The 13,450-nt window shown below is 69.9% G+C and carries 14 protein-coding genes; 6 read left to right on the forward strand and 8 right to left on the reverse strand.

From position 1 onward, the window contains the following. Positions 1-221 (forward strand): hypothetical protein (locus tag JHC79_RS11825; RefSeq protein WP_296390917.1); only part of this gene is annotated, 221 nt, incomplete at its 5' end. A gap of 60 nt (positions 222-281) precedes the next feature. Next, complete coding sequence (locus JHC79_RS11830; protein WP_296390920.1) at positions 282-680, forward strand: CD225/dispanin family protein; 399 nt, start codon at positions 282-284, stop codon at positions 678-680. 16 nt (positions 681-696) lie between these two features. Here JHC79_RS11830 and JHC79_RS11835 read toward each other — a convergent pair whose 3' ends face one another. Both JHC79_RS11835 and JHC79_RS11840 read right to left on the reverse strand, forming a co-directional pair. Further along, a complete protein-coding gene (locus JHC79_RS11835) occupies positions 697-1,608 on the reverse strand; it encodes a 2-dehydropantoate 2-reductase (RefSeq protein ID WP_296390922.1) in 912 nt (303 codons plus the stop codon). A gap of 4 nt (positions 1,609-1,612) precedes the next feature. Continuing rightward, positions 1,613-2,182, reverse strand: a complete 570-nt coding sequence (locus tag JHC79_RS11840) for a YqgE/AlgH family protein (RefSeq protein WP_296390942.1) — start codon at positions 2,180-2,182, stop codon at positions 1,613-1,615. Positions 2,183-2,425: 243 nt separating this feature from the next. On the opposite strand from JHC79_RS11840, the gene JHC79_RS11845 reads away from it, so the two are divergent. Continuing rightward, complete coding sequence (locus JHC79_RS11845; RefSeq protein WP_296390923.1) at positions 2,426-3,787, forward strand: MFS transporter; 1,362 nt, start codon at positions 2,426-2,428, stop codon at positions 3,785-3,787. Here JHC79_RS11845 and JHC79_RS11850 read toward each other — a convergent pair. Next, entirely contained in the window at positions 3,751-4,437 is a 687-nt protein-coding gene (locus tag JHC79_RS11850) for a hypothetical protein (protein WP_296390925.1), read from the reverse strand. The two genes, JHC79_RS11845 and JHC79_RS11850, sit on opposite strands and share 37 nt — an antisense overlap. A 74-nt stretch (positions 4,438-4,511) precedes the next feature. Here JHC79_RS11850 and JHC79_RS11855 point away from each other — a divergent pair, with 74 nt between their 5' ends. After that, positions 4,512-5,603 carry an aminotransferase class V-fold PLP-dependent enzyme gene (locus tag JHC79_RS11855; RefSeq protein WP_296390927.1) on the forward strand — a complete coding sequence of 364 codons (1,092 nt, stop codon included), beginning with the start codon at positions 4,512-4,514 and terminating at the stop codon, positions 5,601-5,603. Between the two features lie 88 nt (positions 5,604-5,691). On the opposite strand, the gene JHC79_RS11860 is transcribed toward JHC79_RS11855, so the two are convergent. Genes JHC79_RS11860 through JHC79_RS11875 form a run of 4 tightly spaced genes read right to left on the reverse strand, consistent with a single transcriptional unit; the run spans position 5,692 to position 10,441 of the window. Beyond that, positions 5,692-6,831: a metallophosphoesterase gene (locus JHC79_RS11860; RefSeq protein ID WP_296390929.1), complete on the reverse strand. Its 1,140-nt coding sequence runs from the start codon at positions 6,829-6,831 to the stop codon at positions 5,692-5,694. A 39-nt stretch (positions 6,832-6,870) separates the two neighbouring features. Then, positions 6,871-8,091 (reverse strand): acyl-CoA dehydrogenase family protein, encoded by a 1,221-nt coding sequence (locus JHC79_RS11865; protein WP_296390931.1) that lies wholly within the window; start codon positions 8,089-8,091, stop codon positions 6,871-6,873. A gap of 54 nt (positions 8,092-8,145) precedes the next feature. Then, positions 8,146-9,738, reverse strand: a complete 1,593-nt coding sequence (locus JHC79_RS11870; protein ID WP_296390934.1) for a glycerol-3-phosphate dehydrogenase/oxidase — start codon at positions 9,736-9,738, stop codon at positions 8,146-8,148. A 16-nt stretch (positions 9,739-9,754) separates the two neighbouring features. Continuing rightward, positions 9,755-10,441: a TetR/AcrR family transcriptional regulator gene (locus JHC79_RS11875; protein WP_296390936.1), complete on the reverse strand. Its 687-nt coding sequence runs from the start codon at positions 10,439-10,441 to the stop codon at positions 9,755-9,757. A 92-nt stretch (positions 10,442-10,533) separates the two neighbouring features. Here JHC79_RS11875 and JHC79_RS11880 point away from each other — a divergent pair, with 92 nt between their 5' ends. Both JHC79_RS11880 and JHC79_RS11885 read left to right on the forward strand, forming a co-directional pair. Next, positions 10,534-12,123, forward strand: a complete 1,590-nt coding sequence (locus JHC79_RS11880; RefSeq protein ID WP_296390944.1) for an FAD-binding oxidoreductase — start codon at positions 10,534-10,536, stop codon at positions 12,121-12,123. After that, positions 12,120-13,046, forward strand: coding sequence for a diacylglycerol kinase (locus JHC79_RS11885; protein WP_296390938.1), 927 nt, complete (start codon positions 12,120-12,122; stop codon positions 13,044-13,046). The genes JHC79_RS11880 and JHC79_RS11885 overlap by 4 nt, the downstream gene beginning before the upstream one ends. Before the next feature lie 211 nt (positions 13,047-13,257). Here the strand turns inward: JHC79_RS11885 and JHC79_RS11890 are convergent, their stop codons facing one another. Continuing rightward, a complete protein-coding gene (locus tag JHC79_RS11890) occupies positions 13,258-13,428 on the reverse strand; it encodes a CsbD family protein (RefSeq protein WP_253661103.1) in 171 nt (56 codons plus the stop codon). Positions 13,429-13,450 lie beyond the last annotated feature (22 nt).

The raw sequence follows: 13,450 nt of genomic DNA on the forward strand, positions 1-13,450 counted from the left end.
TGGCCGCCCGGACGGGCTCGGGCACGACGCTGACCCGGTTCGAGCTGAACCGGTATCTGCGGTCGTATCCAGGCACGGAGGTCACCTGGTCGGAGGCCGGGTCGCACGGCGCGACCATTCGTTCACGCGGGCCCGTCGCGGCGGCCCCCGGACAGACGCTCGCCGAGAAGTTGTTCCATTTCAAGGACGTACGAACCCGCGAGGACGGCGACTGCGGTTAGCCTGCTCAGGACACGGAGGCGATCGCGACCGCGATCCTCTCTCATCTTCGAGGAGACGCGATGACCCAGCCCGACCCGAAGCAGCCCGATCCCTACGCCACCGAGTCGTTCACCGGGGATCCCTACGCGCAGAATCCGTATCCGGCGTCGCAACCGCAGTACGGCGGCGGATACGCGCAGCCGCAGCAGTTCACCCCCGCGCCGCCGTCGGCCAACGGCGGCTGGGCGGTCGCGGCCATCGTCTTCTTCTGGCCGTTGGCATTCGTCGCGGTCAGCCGCGCGTTCTCGGTGTACCCGCTCTGGGCTCAGGGCCGCTACGCCGAGGCAGAAGCCGCGTCGGCGACGGTCAAGCGCCTCGGTGTGATCTCGCTGATCATCATCGCGGCGCTGATCGTCCTCTACATCGTGGTCGTGATCATCGCTGTCGCGGTGGGGGTCTCGTCGGACTCCAGCGTCTGAGTCCGTCGACGTCGGCTCACCGACGACGTCGGTAGAGCGACAGCGTGACCGACGCTGCGGTGAGCAACGGCACCGACACCGACAACCGGTCGGCACGGCGAACCAGATCGGTGACGACGCTGTCGGACTCGAGGTCGCGGCCGGCGATCATGTCGCGGTACAGCGAGGCGGTGAACGGCGACCCGTCGGCGATGAGTCGGGATCGCGCGCCCGCGACCACCTCTGGCGCCACCGTGATCCCCGATGCGATTGCCACCGAAGCACATTCGTCGATGAGGGCGGCCGCGACCGTGGGACCGAACTCGGTGGCGGTCACCTCGCCGACGTTCGCACGCAGCATCGTGGTGAGGGCCGCGGCCGAGGCGAGGAAGATCCACTTGTCCCACATGTCGGTGACGATGCGGTCCGAACAGACGGTGTCGAAACCCGCGCCGGCCAGGGTGCGGTCGACGTCGGCGATCCGGTCGGTCATCTCGCCCGACAGCTCGCCGTAGCGCATGAACCGGTCGGGGCCGAGCAGGTCGATGGCGCCGTCGGCCCCGAGCTGACTCGCGACCACCGCCACGCCGCCGAGTACCGCCGACCCGAAGGCCTCGGTGAGGCGGTCGAGGTGTCGCATCCCGTTGAGCAACGGCAGCACGCACGATTGCGGGCCGACGGCGGGTGCGACGTCGGCGATCGCGGATTCGAGCGCCTGTTCCTTCACCGATGCGATGACCAGGTCGAACGGCGCGGTGATCTGTGCCGTCGTGATCGTCGACACCGGAGTCGTCGTCTCCTGACCGGCGTCGCGGACGACCACTCCGTCCCGGGCGAGCTGTTCGGCCCGCGCCGCACGGACGAGGAACGTCACGTCACGGCCGGCCCGGATCAGGCTCGCGCCGAAGAACCCGCCCACCGCGCCGGCACCGACGATCAGGACACGCATCGCTCTAGTTGCGTTCGACGTCGATGGGGTGGGTCGCCAGCAGGGGCAGTGGCCACGGCTGGCGACGCAGGACGTCGGCGAAGACGTCGTCGGTGGCGGAGGCGAGCAGATCACGCGGCAACGCCGACGCGACCAACCACGAGTCGCGACGCAGTTCGTCGTCGAGCTGCCCGATGCCCCAGCCGGAGTAACCGGCGAAGATGCGGATGCCGTCCAGGGTCCGCGCGAGATCCTCCGGGTCGGCGTCGAGATCGACCAGGACCACCCGGCCGTCGACCGGTCGGAGTCCGGGAACGGCGTCGATGTCGACACCGGGCTTGACCACACCGAGACACAGCGCCGAATCCTGCTTGACCGGACCGCCGATGAACACCGCACGCGGGGCCGCGGTCAGATCGGTCCACTGGGGAAGGAGGTTGTGCACCGCGGTCTGGCTCATCCGGTTGATCACGACACCCAGGCTGCCCGCGTCGTTGTGCTCGACGATGTAGATGACGGTGCGACGAAAGGTGGGTTCGGTCAGGGTGGTGGCGGCGATGAGGACGCTGCCCGCGCGGATCCGGCCCGCCTCCACGGTGTCCCACGTCGGGTTGAAACCCGTTCCGCGCCCGCGCGGTCCGTCACCCGGGGAGCCTTCCCCGGCGGAGAAGTCGTCCGAGGAGAAGTCCTCGGGATCGTCTGGCCTGGCCACCTGTTCATCATGGCACGCCCGGTGCGCGGTGACAGGCCGTCCGACGTGTGTGCTCGGCCGCCTCATGCAGGAATCTCACAGCTCATGTGCAGGCGCGGTGCCCCGCGGGTTTGTACTCTCGGACAAGTGCCATTCCTGCGAGCGTTCCGTGACCGCCCCGGGCTGTCGCGTCTGCTCGCGATCCGACTCTCCAGTCAGGTCACCGACGGCGTGTTCCAGGCCGCGCTGGGCGGAGCCATCCTGTTCAATCCGGAGCGCCACGCCGACCCGCTCGCCGTCGCCGGTGGCCTCGCGGTCCTGCTGCTGCCGTACTCGGTGATCGGACCGTTCGCCGGTGCCCTGCTCGACCACTGGGACCGGCGCACCGTGCTGATCTGGGCGAACGTGGCCCGGGCGGTTCTCGTCAGCATCGTGGCGCTGTCCATCGCGACCGGCGCCCCCGACACCGTCGTGTTGGTCACCGCGCTGCTCGTGACCGGCGCCAGCAGATTTGTCGCGTCCGGATTGTCGGCGGGACTGCCGCACGTCGCGCCGCGCGAGATCCTCGTCGGGATGAACGCCTTCTTCACCACGATCGGAGCGGGCGCGCTGGCGGTGGGTGCGGGCATCGCGCTCGGTCTCCGCGCGATCTTCGGCTCCGACAACGTCGGCAGCGCATTGACGACGATGGGCGCCGTTGTGATCGCTCTGATCGGAGCGGGCATCGCGGTCGGGTTCGCCCATCTCGCGCTCGGTCCGGACCACCCCGACACCGATGGCGCCGCGATCACTCCCGAACACCCTCGCGGTCCCGCGATGCGCGCGGTCGCGGTGGGACTGCTGCACGGTGGGCGCGCCGTCGCCCGTGCCCGCGGTGTGTCGGGGTCGCTGTGCGCGATCGGCGCGCACAGGGTGGTGTTCGGTCTCAACACCCTCATGCTGCTGGTGCTCACCCGGCACTCGGCTCTCGGCGGTGGGCTCGCCGGGATCGGACTGGTCGCGTCGATGACCGCCGTCGGCATGTTCGTCGCCGCGTTGCTCACCCCGTGGTCGGTGGCGCGCACCGGGCGGCGCAACACCCTGCTGATCGCGCTGAGCGTCGGGATCGTCGCGGAGACCACCCTGCTGACCTTCAACGGCATCGTCATCTGCGTGGCGGCAGTCGTCCTCGGGTGCATCGGGCAGATGTGCAAGCTCTGCGGTGACGCCGCGATGCAGATGGACACCGACGACGCCGTCCGCGGCCAGGTGTTCTCCTTCCAGGACGCCATCTTCAACATCGCCTACGTCGGCGCGGTGACCGTCGCCGCGCTCGCCATCGCCGAGAACGGCCACAGCCCCGGCCTCCCGATAGCCGGTGCGGTCATCTACCTCACCGCGTTGGGCCTGGTGCTGAGCATCTACTCCCAGCGCCGCACCTTCGCCGCCGAACGTCACTGCGTCAAAGATTGTTTCGGCGACGTGGCCGCGGATCAGTCCCGCGCAGAATCCTCCTCGAACCTGACCTGACCACGGGTCGCCCAGAGGTCGGCAGTGCCGTCGGCGTCGTCGTCGACGAGCACCGCGTCGAACTCGCCGTCCCCGTCGAGGTCGATGAGGATCCGTCCCGGCGGCGAATCGGCACCGGTGAACACCAGACCGATCTCCGTGCGGCCGTTCCCGTCGACGTCGCGGTGGTCGGACCGTCCGGTGTCTGTGTCGGTGCGCGAGTCGGGGCCGCGCCCGGGCTGCACGTCGGGAGCCCGGGCAGGACCCGTGTGCGACACCGCGGCGGCCGGATCGGTCACCCGGTGGTCCCACAGACCGTGCCCGGTGTCGGAGTAACAGGCGTCGGGCCTGCCGTCGTCGTCGGTGTCGAGGACCGCGAGGTCGGCGCGGCCGTCGCCGTCGGAGTCCCACATCGCGTCGTCGGCGGATCCGTCGCCGTCGAAATCGAGTCGGACGGCATCGGGGACGCCGTCGCCGGACAGGTCGTGGTCGGCGACGGAGGTCCACGACGACATCTCGCCGACGCCGGTGCCGAAGCCGTAGGTGATCGACGATCGCCCGCCCGACCCGGACCCGGGGTCGAAAGTCTCGGCGCCATCGGGATCTCCGGGCATGTCCGGTTCGGCGGGGCTCAAGACGAGGAGATGGAAGTCCATGTGCTTTGGACGCACTCCGGCGGTGTGGAGTTCCGTCCCGTCGTCGCGGTGCGTAGCGTGGCACACGCGTTCGTCAGCGAAAGGTCCCCATGTACATCAGCGAACTGGGCGAACTCTGGCACCGCGCCCGAGTCGAGCCGAGCATCGTCCACCTCGATTCCGCCGCGGCGTCGCGGTCGTCGAACAAGGTCATCGAGGCGGTGACCGCGCACCTGTGGCGGGAGTCCGAACGCGGCGGCTATGTCGCCCAGGAGCAGAGCTCCGATCTCCTGGCCCGAACGCGACGCGACATCGCCGCCCTGGTCGGACACACCGCCGACGAACTCGCCTTCCGCGAGAGTGCGTTAGCCGCTCTGCGCGCTCTCCTCACCTACTGGAACATGCCGGTCTCGGCGACGGTGTGGGTGGCGCCCAACGAGTACGGACCGAACCTCGACCAGTTCGAGCGCCGTGGGTACGCCGTGCACACGATGCCGTCGACCGACGGCTACGGCCGCGTGGACACCGACGCGCTGGAGAACATGCTGCAGTTCGAGCAGCCCGACTTCATCCACGTCTGCCACATCGGTTCGCACAGCGGGATCGTCCAACCCGTCGCCAAGATTGTCGAGCTCGCCCACACCGCAGGCGTCCCGGTCGTCGTCGACGCCGCGCAAGCGCTCGGACAGGTGAACTGCGTGACCGGCGCGGACGTGGTCTACGGCACGAGCCGCAAGTGGGTCGCCGGGCCTCGCGGGGTCGGCTTCCTCGCAACCCGGTCGGACTCGCTGCGGCCGGTGGAGATCGAGAGCTCCGAGGCGTTCATCGCCGGGCGCATCGGTCTCGGTGTGGCGGTGCAGGAGCTGCAGAGCTTCGGTGTCGAGAAGATCCACCGGGAACTCGCGGCCATCGGCAAGTACACCCGCGAGCGTCTGTTCGGCGTCGGCAGTTGGGAACTGATGGAGCCGGTCGAGGAGCAGTCGGCGATCGCCACCCTCGCCCCGCCGCCGGGGTGGGGTCCGTCAGACGTCGTCGCCGCACGAGATCGGTTGCGCTCCATTGGAATCCTGGTCACCTGTGCCGAATCGTGGCGCGCCCCGCTGTACACCGAGCAGTCGGTGCTGCGGATCAGCCCGCACCTCGACCTCCGGCGCAATCACCTCGACCAGCTCGCCACCGAGCTGCGCGGGATGGGTTACTAGGCCGCTCCGCCACTGAGATCGTCCGTCCTGGACGTCACCTCCGGCATTGTGCCGGAGGTGACACTGTGGGCGGCCGATCTCCGTCGGATCAGGCCGATTCGAGCTCGAGCATCGCGATCTCGGGTGGCGCGCCGACCCGGACCGGCGGCCCCCACGCACCGGCACCGCGGGTCGTGTAGATCGTGGTCGACCCGACCCGGTCGAGACCCTCGACGGTCGGTTGCTGCAGCGGGACCAGGTAGCGCAGCGGCCAGATCTGACCGGCGTGGGTGTGGCCGGACACCTGCAGGTCGACGCCGGCATCCGACGCCTCGAACGCCTGCAACGGCTGGTGGGCGAGGAGCAGGACGAAACGGTTCGGGTCGCGGCCGTCGAGCGCGGAGTCCAGGTCGGGTTCGTAGGGCTTCGGCGCGGTCGCGTCGTTGATGCCCGCCACGTCGATCGTCGCACCGGACCGGGTCACCTCCGCCCGTTCGTTGCGCAGCACGCTGACGCCCAACGAGTCCCACCGGTCCAACCACTTGCCGCCGTCACCCGCATAGAACTCGTGGTTGCCGCTCACCGCGAAAACACCCAGGGGTGCCGACAGTTCGCGCAGCGGTTCGAGGTCGGAGCCGACGAACTCGACGGTCCCGTCGATGAGGTCACCGTCGAGGATGACCAGGTCGGGGGACTGCGCGTTCACATCGTCGACCACCTTCTGCACGAATCCCCGCCCGCGGGCCGGACCGACGTGCAGATCGGAGACCAACGCCACCCGGGTCCCGTCGAATTGCGCGGGCAACCGGTCCAACGAGACCGTCGTCCGGGTGACACGAGGACCCGCGGCCTCGAAGAGCCCGTAGCCGACCGCGACCACCGACACCGCGGCGACGAACACCGAACCGAACCGGTGCACGCGCAGTCGGCTGCCGGTGGAGTCGCGGTGTCGGATCGCCATCACCACGCGGATGCCCAGGGTCACCAGACCGACCAGTGCGGTCCCGATAGCGAGGTAGAGAACCACTGCGAGCCAGGACAATCCGACGAACGCGGGTACGCGCGCCCACGCCGGGTCGAACAGTTCCCCCGACCCGATGCCGATCAACGCCAGCACCCAGAGGACCACCAGAATCGCGTCGACGACACGGGAGTAGGGACGCGGCATCCGCGTCCCCCGCACGTATCGCAGATGCAGCACCAGGCCGATCAGGGCCAGGAACGTACCGAACGCCAGGAGTCTCGTCATGTCCGGTTCAGGATAGTTGAGCGGCGCGCGCGGCCCGATTCAGCTCAGTCGCTTCTTCGCCTGTTTGACCAGCCCACCGCCGATGATCAGGCGCTGGATCTCGCTGGTGCCCTCGTAGAGGCGGAGCAACCGCGCGTCCCGGTAGATCCGCTCCACTGCCACGCCACGCATGTAGCCCGCGCCGCCGTGGACCTGAACCGCCGAGTCGGCGACCTTGCCGAGCATCTCCGTGCAGAACAGCTTCGCGACCGACGGGGAGATCCGACGGTCGGTCTCGTCGACCCAGGCACGGGCGGCCTCTCGGACCAGCGCCCGACCGGCCATCACCTGCGTCGCCATGTCGGCGATCAGCCCCTGGATCAACTGGTTGTCGCCGACGGGCTTCCCGCCCTGGGTGCTGATGGCCGCCGAGTCCACGGATTCGTCGAGCGCGCGTTGCGCCTGACCCACCGAGACCGCGGCGATGTGGATGCGACCGCGGGCCAGGATCGTCATCGCCGCCCGGTAGCCGAGGTCGGCGTCGCCACCGACCAGCGCCGCGGCCGACACCCGCACCGAGTCGAAGTAGACCTCGGCGGTCAACGACCCCTCCTGACCCATCTTCTTGTCCTTGGGCCCCACGGTGACGCCCTCGGCGTCGGCCGGGACCAGGAACACCGCGATGCCCGGGCCGGAGTCGTCGGCCGGACGGTACCGGGCGAACACCACGAAGAGATCGGCCGTCGGGGCGTTGGTGATGTAGCGCTTGTCGCCGGTGATGATCCAGTCATCGCCGTCGGCAACGGCTTTCGTGCGCAGACCGGCCGGGTTCGAGCCGGCGCCGCTCTCGGTCAGCGCGAACGAGGCGACCACCTCACCCGAGGCGATGCGCTCGAGCCACGTCTTCTTCTGCTCGTCGGTGCCGAACTGCACGAGCACCTGACCGGCGATGCCGTTGTTGGTGCCGAACATCGACCGCAACGCCAGGCTGGTGTAACCGAGGACCTCGGCGAGACGCACCTCCTGGGCCAGGTCGAGGCCGAGGCCGCCCCACTCCTGTGGGATCGCGAACCCGAACAGCCCGAGGTCCTTGGCCGCCTGACGCAGGTCGGCCGGGATCTCGTCGGTGTCGGCGATCTCCTGCTCGCGGGGGATCACCTTGGTGCGGACGAACTCCTCGGTCGTCGCAAGGATCTCGTCGAGCTCGTCCGGGCTGACCTCGGGACCGTCCGGGGTGTTCTGCGTGATCGTGTTCGGATCAGAGGCCGACGTCGTCGTCATCGGTCCAGCGTAAACCGCTCGGCCGCGCGCCCTCCCCGGATCGGCCGGTCGGGATCAGGCGCTGTGGGCGGCGCCGAGCTGGTCCAGGATGTGGGTGATCGCGGGTCGGCAGCGGACGGCGTCGGCCTCGACCAGACCGATGCGGGTGCGTCGGTGCAGGATGTCGTCGGCGTCGGCCGCTCCCTCGCAGGTGATGGCGAACTCGATCTCCGCGCGGGTGACGTCGATGCCGCGGGCGATGGGGGCGAGCGGCGACGACACCGTCGCCATGTCCACGACTCGCCTGGCCTCCCCGCCGTAGCGCGCGAGCAGCGATGCGGGCAGTCGCGGATCACGCGGACCGTGTGCCCCGATGACCGGAATCGATTCCGTCACACACGGATACGCGTCGAGACGGCCCTTGGTCACGGCCGCGTCGACCGCGTCGGCGGCCATCTTGCGATAGGTGGTCAGCTTCCCGCCCACGACGCTGATCAGGCCGGTGGCGTTGATCCCGACGGCGTGCTCACGCGACAGGTCCGCGGTGTCGCCGTCGGCCTCGATCAACGGGCGCAGGCCCGAGTAGGTGCCGATCACGTCGGCACGCGAGACCGGGGTCGCCAGCGCGGTGTTCAGGGTGTCGAGGATGTAGTCGATCTCGTTCTCCGAGGGCACCGGTTCGTCCGGGATGGGGCCGGGGGCGTCCTCGTCGGACAGCCCGACATAGACCCGACCGAGTTGCTGGGGCATCGCGAAGACGAAGCGGCTGCGGTGCCCGGGGACCGGGATGGTCAGCGCGGCGGTCGGATTGCCGAACGTGGCGGCGTCGAACACCAGATGGGTTCCGCGGCTGGGGCGGATGTGGATCGAGTCGTCGACGGTCCCGGCCCAGACGCCGGTGGCGTTGATGACGGTGCGCGCCTGCACGCGGAAGGTCTCGCCGGAGTCGACGTCGGTGAGCTGCGCACCGCTGCCGGTCACGTCGTCGGCTCGGATGCGGGTGCAGATCGCCGCGCCGTGCGACGCCGCGGTCCGCGCCACCGCGACCACCAGGCGGGCGTCGTCGATGAGCTGTCCGTCGAACGAACGCCACCCGCCGTGCAGACCCGCGGGTGCGACCTGCGGGCATGCGGCGATGACCTCTGCCGACGACACGTGCTCGGGCCGGCCGAGAACGCCGGCCGGTGTGCGGGCACCGCGACGGAGGAGGTCGCCGATCGCGAAGCCCGCCCCGACGATGGCCGATCCGAGGAAACCGTCGGCGGCCGCCCGCACCGATGCCAACCGCCCGACGCCGGCGGGGGCGCCGTATGCGGGGACGACCTGCGCCATCGGCGACACCAGGTGCGGGGCGATGGAGGTCATCAGGTGGTGGCGTTCGACCGCGCTCTCCCACGCGATCCCGAGGTGTCCGGAGGCGAGGTACCGCAGACCGCCGTGCACCAGCTTGCTGCTGTAGCGACTGGTGCCGAAGGCGAGGTCGCGCGATTCCACCAGTGCGACCGACAGGCCGCGCGACGCGGCGTCGAGTGCCACCCCGACCCCGGTGATGCCGCCGCCGATGACCAGGACGTCCCACGACGTCTGCGGGTTCTTCAACGCCGCGCGGTCGTCGGTGGCCCTCGCGGGGCTCAGATCCGGGCTGTACGACTGCAATTGAGTTCTCATGTCAGATCTCCGTGCGTCAGTGGGAGTGGTCGGGGTCGGTGGGGCTGAGGTATCCGGTCAGGGCGATGCGCAGCTCGCCGGGCCAGGCAGCGCCGAGGATCGGGGCCATCATCGCCCGCGACTGGATGGCCGACTGCGCGATGAGCAGGACCATTGCGGCGAGGTGCTCGGCCTGCCCGGGCCGGATCGCGTCGAACGACTGGGCGGCGACGATCGCGTCGGTCAGGACCGTGAGGACACCGCGCTGGCTGGTGCCGAGGCGGGTGAAGATGTACGGCGCGATGACCTCGGGCTGCATCCGACCGAGGCTCTCGAAGACGGCGTCCTCACCTACGGCGACGGCCACCCCGACGGTGGTGTCGACCAGCGCGTCGAGCACGGCGCGGCGGGTGGTGTCGGGCAGCAGTCCGGCGGGGGGTGCACCCCGGTCGAGGACGTCGACCGCTGACCGCGAGTTCGCGGTCAGGACCTCGGCGGCCGCACGGGCCGCGTTGTCGATGTGGACGCGGTGTTCGGCGATGATCTGCGCCATCTCGCGCGTCAGCAGGTCACGGATGACCGACGACACCTCCGGCCAGCGACGGTAGACCGTCGGCCTGCTGACCCCGGCCTCGCGCGCGACCTCGGCCAGCGTGATCTTGCGACCGTCGCTGCGCAGGAGACAGGTACGGGCGGCATCGAGTACATCGTTACTGGTTGACATCTTGTGTAAAACTGTAACGCATGACAGCGCCGTCGTCGGAGCAACCGACCGCATCCACCCGATCCGACGACAACGGTTTCCCCCGCCCGCCCATGCAGTGGAACGCGTGGGGTTCGCCCGACGCCGCGACGCCGCTGTCGGCGAACATCACCGACCTGTTGCGCAGCGCGTTGGGTGTCTCCGGTCATCCGCGGCCTGCCGTCGCGGTCGATGACGTCGTGCTGTCTCCCGGTCGTCTCGATCCGGCCGATCTCGACGACCTCCGCGCCATCGTCGGGACCCCGCACGTCTCCGACGCCCACGCCGACCGGCTGCTGCGCGCAGGCGGCAAGAGCACCCCGGATCTGCTCCGTCGGACCGCCCGGGAGCAGGACGCCCCCGACGCCGTGGTCCTGCCCGGCAGCGACGACGAGGTCGCCGCGCTGCTGCGGTGGTGCTCCGAGCAGCGCGTCGCGGTGGTCGCTTTCGGCGGTGGCACCAGCGTGGTCGGCGGTCTCGATCCCGTCGACGGGGGAATGCGGGCCATCATCTCCCTGGACCTGCGGCGTCACGATCAGCTCCTCGACCTCGACGAGGTGTCCGGTATCGCGGTCCTCGGCGCCGGACTGACCGGCCCACGTGCGGAGGAATTGCTCGGCGAGCGAGGCTTCTCGCTCGGCCACTTCCCACAGAGCTACCAGTTCGCCACGATCGGCGGCTTTGCCGTGACGCGCTCCTCGGGTCAGGCCTCGGCGGGCTACGGCCGATTCGACGACATGGTCGTCGGGCTCACCACGGTCACACCGCGCGGGATGCTCACGCTCGGTCCCGTCGCGAAGTCGGCGGCCGGGCCGGACCTCCGTCAGCTGATCCTCGGGTCCGAGGGGACCCTCGGGATCGTGACCGCGGTGGCGCTGCGCGTACACCGCACCCCGACCGCGGCGATCAACGAGGCCTGGCACTTCCCCGACTTCGCCACCGGGGCGCAGGCCCTGCGCGCGGTCGCCCAGCGGGGGCCCGGGCTGGGACCCACTGTTCTGCGCCTGTCCGACGAGGCCGAGACCGGCGTCAACCTCGCCAGGCCGGGCGCGATCGCCGACGGCAGCGCACCCGGCGGGACGATGGCCATCACCCGGTTCGAGGGTGACGCGGCCGCGTGTGCGGCGCGACGCGAGCTGACCGCCGAGCTGCTGACCGCGGCCGGCGGGATCTCCCTGGGAGCCGACGCGGCCGACGCCTGGGAACACGGTCGGTTCTCCGCCCCCTACCTGCGCGACTCGCTGCTCGCGGTGGGCGCCGGCTGCGAGACGTTGGAGACCGCGACGAGCTGGGCGCGCATCCCCGACCTGCGCACCGCGGTGACCGGCGCACTCACCGATGCGCTGGCTGCATCGGGGTCGCAGGCCCTGGTCCTCTGCCACATCTCGCACACCTATCCCACCGGGGCGTCGCTGTACTTCACGGTCGTCTACAAGATGGCGTCCGAGTCCGACCCGATCGAGCAGTGGGCGGCGGCCAAGTCCGCGGCCAACGACGCCATCGTCGCGAGCGGGGCCACCATCACCCACCACCACGCGATCGGTGTCGACCACCGCGACCGGCTCGACGCCGAGATCGGATCGGTGGGTGTCGAGATCCTGCGCGCGGTGAAGCAGGCCCTCGACCCGGCCGGGATCCTCAATCCCGGCAAGCTCATCCCATGAGCACCCCCGTACGGTCGGTCATCGCGCTCGTCAACCCGAACTCGCGCAACGGGGCGGGACGCGCCACCGCGACCGCCGCCGTCGATGCGCTGCGCCGCCGTGGTGTCGAGGTCATGACCCGGATGGGCCTCGACGTCGCCGACGCCCGGCTCGCCGCCGTCGAGGCGGTTCGCTCCGACGCGGACGCAGTCGTGGTGATCGGCGGTGACGGCACCATCGGCCCGGTTCTCGATGCAGCGCGCGGCACCAGCACCCGGGTCGGATTGATCCCGGCGGGCACCGGCAACGACCACGCCCGCGCCCTGGGCATCCCCACCGACGACCCCGAGGCCGCCGTCGACATCGTCGTCGCAGGTCACTCGCGGCGCGTTGACCTGGGGTTGATCACCACCACGGCCGGGGAGTTCGTGTTCGGCACGGTCGCGGCCATCGGCCTCGACGCCGCGGTCACCGAGCGGGCCGTCGCCATGCGCCGCCCGCGCGGGCAGTCGCGCTACGCCCTCGCGGCGATCGCCGAGATCATGGCGCTGGCCCCTCGACACTTCCGCGTGACCGTCGACGGCGAGACCCGGGAGATGGATCTGGTGATGGCGTCGGTGGGCAACACCCCGAGCTACGGCGGGGGGATGCGGATCTGCCCGGACGCGCTGATCGACGACGGGCTGCTCGACGTGACGTTGGTGGAGTACGCGCCGCGACGGCGACTGCTTCGCCTGTTCCCGACGATCTACCGCGGTACCCACGTGTCGCGACCGGAGGTGCACACGATGCGCGGCCGACACGTCGTCATCGAGGCCGCCGACCCCGCACCGGCGTCGGCGGATGGTGAACTCATGGGAACCACCCCGGTGACCGTCGACGTGCTGCCTGCCGCCATCGAATTCCTGGTTCCGCCGACGGGCGAGGTCACCTCGTCGATGTGACAGGGGACAGTTATCCCCAATCTCCACAGCGGCTTGTGGACAAATATCCACACTGCCTGCCCGGCAACGACTTTCTGTGGCCCCCCTGTGAAAACGCTTGTGCGACAGGCCTGACGCTGCGGAATGCCACATCCGAGCAAACAGCCCGTAAACGACAACGTGGGCGGCACGACCTCTCGGTCGCACCGCCCACGTCGTGAGAAGAACAGAGTTACTTGAACGTGTCCTTGATGTTCTCGCCGACCTTCTTCACGCCGGCCTTGCCCTGATCGCCCTTGCCCTCGGCCTCGAGGTCCTTGTTGTCGGTCTTGTCACCGACAACTTCCTTCGCCTTGCCGATGGCGTCTTCTGCCGCGTTCTTGGCCTTGTCGACGATTCCCATGGTGTTCCTCCTGTGATGGGGG

The sequence above is a fragment of the Williamsia sp. genome, from assembly GCF_016462415.1.
GTDB lineage: Bacteria > Actinomycetota > Actinomycetes > Mycobacteriales > Mycobacteriaceae > Williamsia_A.

What these genes read in the sequence shown, in the direction of transcription:
- JHC79_RS11830 (WP_296390920.1), top strand. Translation starts at nt 282, where the DNA reads ATGACCCAGCCCGACCCGAAGCAGCCCGATCCCTACGCCACCGAGTCG.
- JHC79_RS11835 (WP_296390922.1), bottom strand. Translation starts at nt 1,608, where the DNA reads ATGCGTGTCCTGATCGTCGGTGCCGGCGCGGTGGGCGGGTTCTTCGGC.
- JHC79_RS11855 (WP_296390927.1), top strand. Translation starts at nt 4,512, where the DNA reads ATGTACATCAGCGAACTGGGCGAACTCTGGCACCGCGCCCGAGTCGAG.
- JHC79_RS11860 (WP_296390929.1), bottom strand. Translation starts at nt 6,831, where the DNA reads ATGACGAGACTCCTGGCGTTCGGTACGTTCCTGGCCCTGATCGGCCTG.
- JHC79_RS11865 (WP_296390931.1), bottom strand. Translation starts at nt 8,091, where the DNA reads ATGACGACGACGTCGGCCTCTGATCCGAACACGATCACGCAGAACACC.
- JHC79_RS11870 (WP_296390934.1), bottom strand. Translation starts at nt 9,738, where the DNA reads ATGAGAACTCAATTGCAGTCGTACAGCCCGGATCTGAGCCCCGCGAGG.
- JHC79_RS11875 (WP_296390936.1), bottom strand. Translation starts at nt 10,441, where the DNA reads ATGTCAACCAGTAACGATGTACTCGATGCCGCCCGTACCTGTCTCCTG.
- JHC79_RS11880 (WP_296390944.1), top strand. Translation starts at nt 10,534, where the DNA reads ATGCAGTGGAACGCGTGGGGTTCGCCCGACGCCGCGACGCCGCTGTCG.
- JHC79_RS11885 (WP_296390938.1), top strand. Translation starts at nt 12,120, where the DNA reads ATGAGCACCCCCGTACGGTCGGTCATCGCGCTCGTCAACCCGAACTCG.
- JHC79_RS11890 (WP_253661103.1), bottom strand. Translation starts at nt 13,428, where the DNA reads ATGGGAATCGTCGACAAGGCCAAGAACGCGGCAGAAGACGCCATCGGC.